2 protein-coding genes are annotated in these 2,098 nt (G+C 56.5%); both read right to left on the bottom strand.

Annotated elements, in window-relative coordinates:
* Positions 1 to 1,085 (bottom strand): O-acetylhomoserine aminocarboxypropyltransferase/cysteine synthase family protein (locus A3754_RS14315; RefSeq protein WP_063520237.1); only part of this gene is annotated, 1,085 nt, incomplete at its 3' end.
* An 81-nt stretch (positions 1,086 to 1,166) separates the two neighbouring features.
* Positions 1,167 to 2,033 carry an enoyl-CoA hydratase-related protein gene (locus A3754_RS14310; protein ID WP_063520236.1) on the bottom strand — a complete coding sequence of 289 codons (867 nt, stop codon included), beginning with the start codon at positions 2,031 to 2,033 and terminating at the stop codon, positions 1,167 to 1,169.
* Positions 2,034 to 2,098 lie beyond the last annotated feature (65 nt).

Genomic DNA, 2,098 nt, shown 5'->3' with positions numbered 1-2,098 from the left:
TTGATCAACGCCAGCGCATCGATAAAACGCGCTCCCGCCTCGCGGCCACCTTCTACACCAAAACTGAGAATGGACGAGGGCACCCCGCCATCCATGTATTGCTGCGCCAATGCATAATCCTTGTCGGTTTCCAGGCCGGCAAAATTCACCCAGCTCACCTTGGCATGGTCGCGCAGGTACGCAGCCACTTTCATGGCATTCTCGCAATGGCGTTCCATGCGCAGGCTCAGGGTTTCAATGCCCTGCATAATCAGGAACGCATTCATCGGTGACAACGCGGCACCCATATTGCGCAAGGGCACAACCCGGGCACGACCAATGAACGCGGCCTCACCCATGGCCTCTACGTACACCACACCGTGATAGCTGGGATCCGGTTCATTGAACTGCGGGAAACGCGGGTTATCTTTCCAGGGGAATTTGCCGGAATCCACGATGGCGCCAGCAATGGTGGTGCCGTGGCCGCCCATGTATTTCGTCAATGAGTGCACCACAATATCAGCGCCGTGTTCAAAAGGCCGGCACAATGCTGGCGTCGCCACCGTATTATCCACCACCAGCGGCACGCCTGCGTCATGGGCCACCTTGGCTAACGCAGCCATATCCACCACGTTGCCCGCCGGGTTACCGATGGATTCGCAAAACACCATCCTGGTTTTTTCATCAATGGCATCCGCAATCGCCTGGGGATTGCGGCCATCGGCCATGCGCACCTCAATGCCCTGATTCGGCAAGGTATGCGCGAACAAGTTATAGGTACCGCCATAAAGCTGACTGGTGGAAACAATATTGTCCCCCGCTTTGGCCAGCGTCTGAATGGTTGCGGTGATCGCCGCCATACCTGACGCCATGGCCAACGCACCGATGCCGCCCTCCAGTTGCGCAACGCGCTCTTCAAGCACCGCGTTGGTCGGATTCATTATGCGACTGTAGATATTACCCGGCACTTTGAGATCAAAAAGATCCGCCCCATGCTGGGTATCATCAAAGTAGTAGCTGGTAGTCTGGTACATGGGCACGGCCACCGCATGGGTCTGCGGATCGCCAGCAAAACCACCATGAATGGCAATTGTTTCCCGTTTCATAAATCCCTGCCTCAGATTGAATTGTCGCCCAGGCGACACACACGCAAAAAGGCCGCCAAACGGCAGCCTGAAAAAGAACCTTTATTTAATCGGGGGTTCGTCCCAGAAATCAAATTGTTTGGGTATATCCGCCAGTGACGCCTCAAAACGCGGCTCGCGTTTTTCCAGGAACGCGGTGAAACCATCCTTGCCGTCCCAGAATTCGTTGGACCAGTAAATCATTTTCGATTCCACCACATGGGCTTCCGCCGGATGGGAGAAATTGGGGTTGCGCCACAACATCTGCTTGGCCAACGCCACGGCCACCGGGGAGCTTTTTGCAATCAGTTTGCGGGCAATGCAGCGGGCCACATCCAGTACTTCACCCTTGTCATGCACACTGTGAAAAAGGCCGGCCTGCTCGCCTTCTTCGGCCATGAAGATATCGCCACTGATCACCCACTCCAACGCTTTCTGGATACCCACCACCCGCGGCAGGAACCAGGAGGAACAAGCCTCCGGGGTAATCCCCCGCTGGGTAAAGACAAACCCGATCTTGCTGTTGGCCGCAACCAGACGAATATCCATGGGCAGTGTCATGGTAATGCCCACGCCCACCGCCGCACCGTTGATAGCGCCGATCACCGGCTTGCGGCAATTGTAGATGGCCAATGACAACTCGCCGCCGGAATCGCGGATAGTCTCCAGCGGCGGATTCATCCCTTCTGCGTCGTCATAACCGAACAGGTGGCCGCCATCTTCCGGCTGCATTTCCATGCCGGCACAGAAAACCTTGCCCGCGCCGGTGACAATCACCGCACGGATGTCATCGTTGCGGTCCGCCTCTGCCAGCGCATGCACCAGCTCGTCTTTCATGCGCAAGGTAAACGCATTGAGCCGGTCCGGGCGATTGAGGGTGATGGTTAGCATCTGCTCGCTCAGATCGGTCTTGATGTCCTGATAATCCATGGTCACTCCACAGGGGTTGTGCGGTTTTCAGCAGGTATCGACAGGGACACTACCTGCACGGTTTG

It is taken from the genome of Alcanivorax sp. HI0083 (assembly GCF_001635175.1).
Note: the sequence above shows the minus strand (reverse complement) of the source record. Positions and strands in the feature narration are given on the sequence as shown.

Coding starts and splice junctions, on each gene's coding strand:
- A3754_RS14310 (WP_063520236.1), bottom strand. CDS start 2,033: ATGGATTATCAGGACATCAAGACCGATCTGAGCGAGCAGATGCTAACC.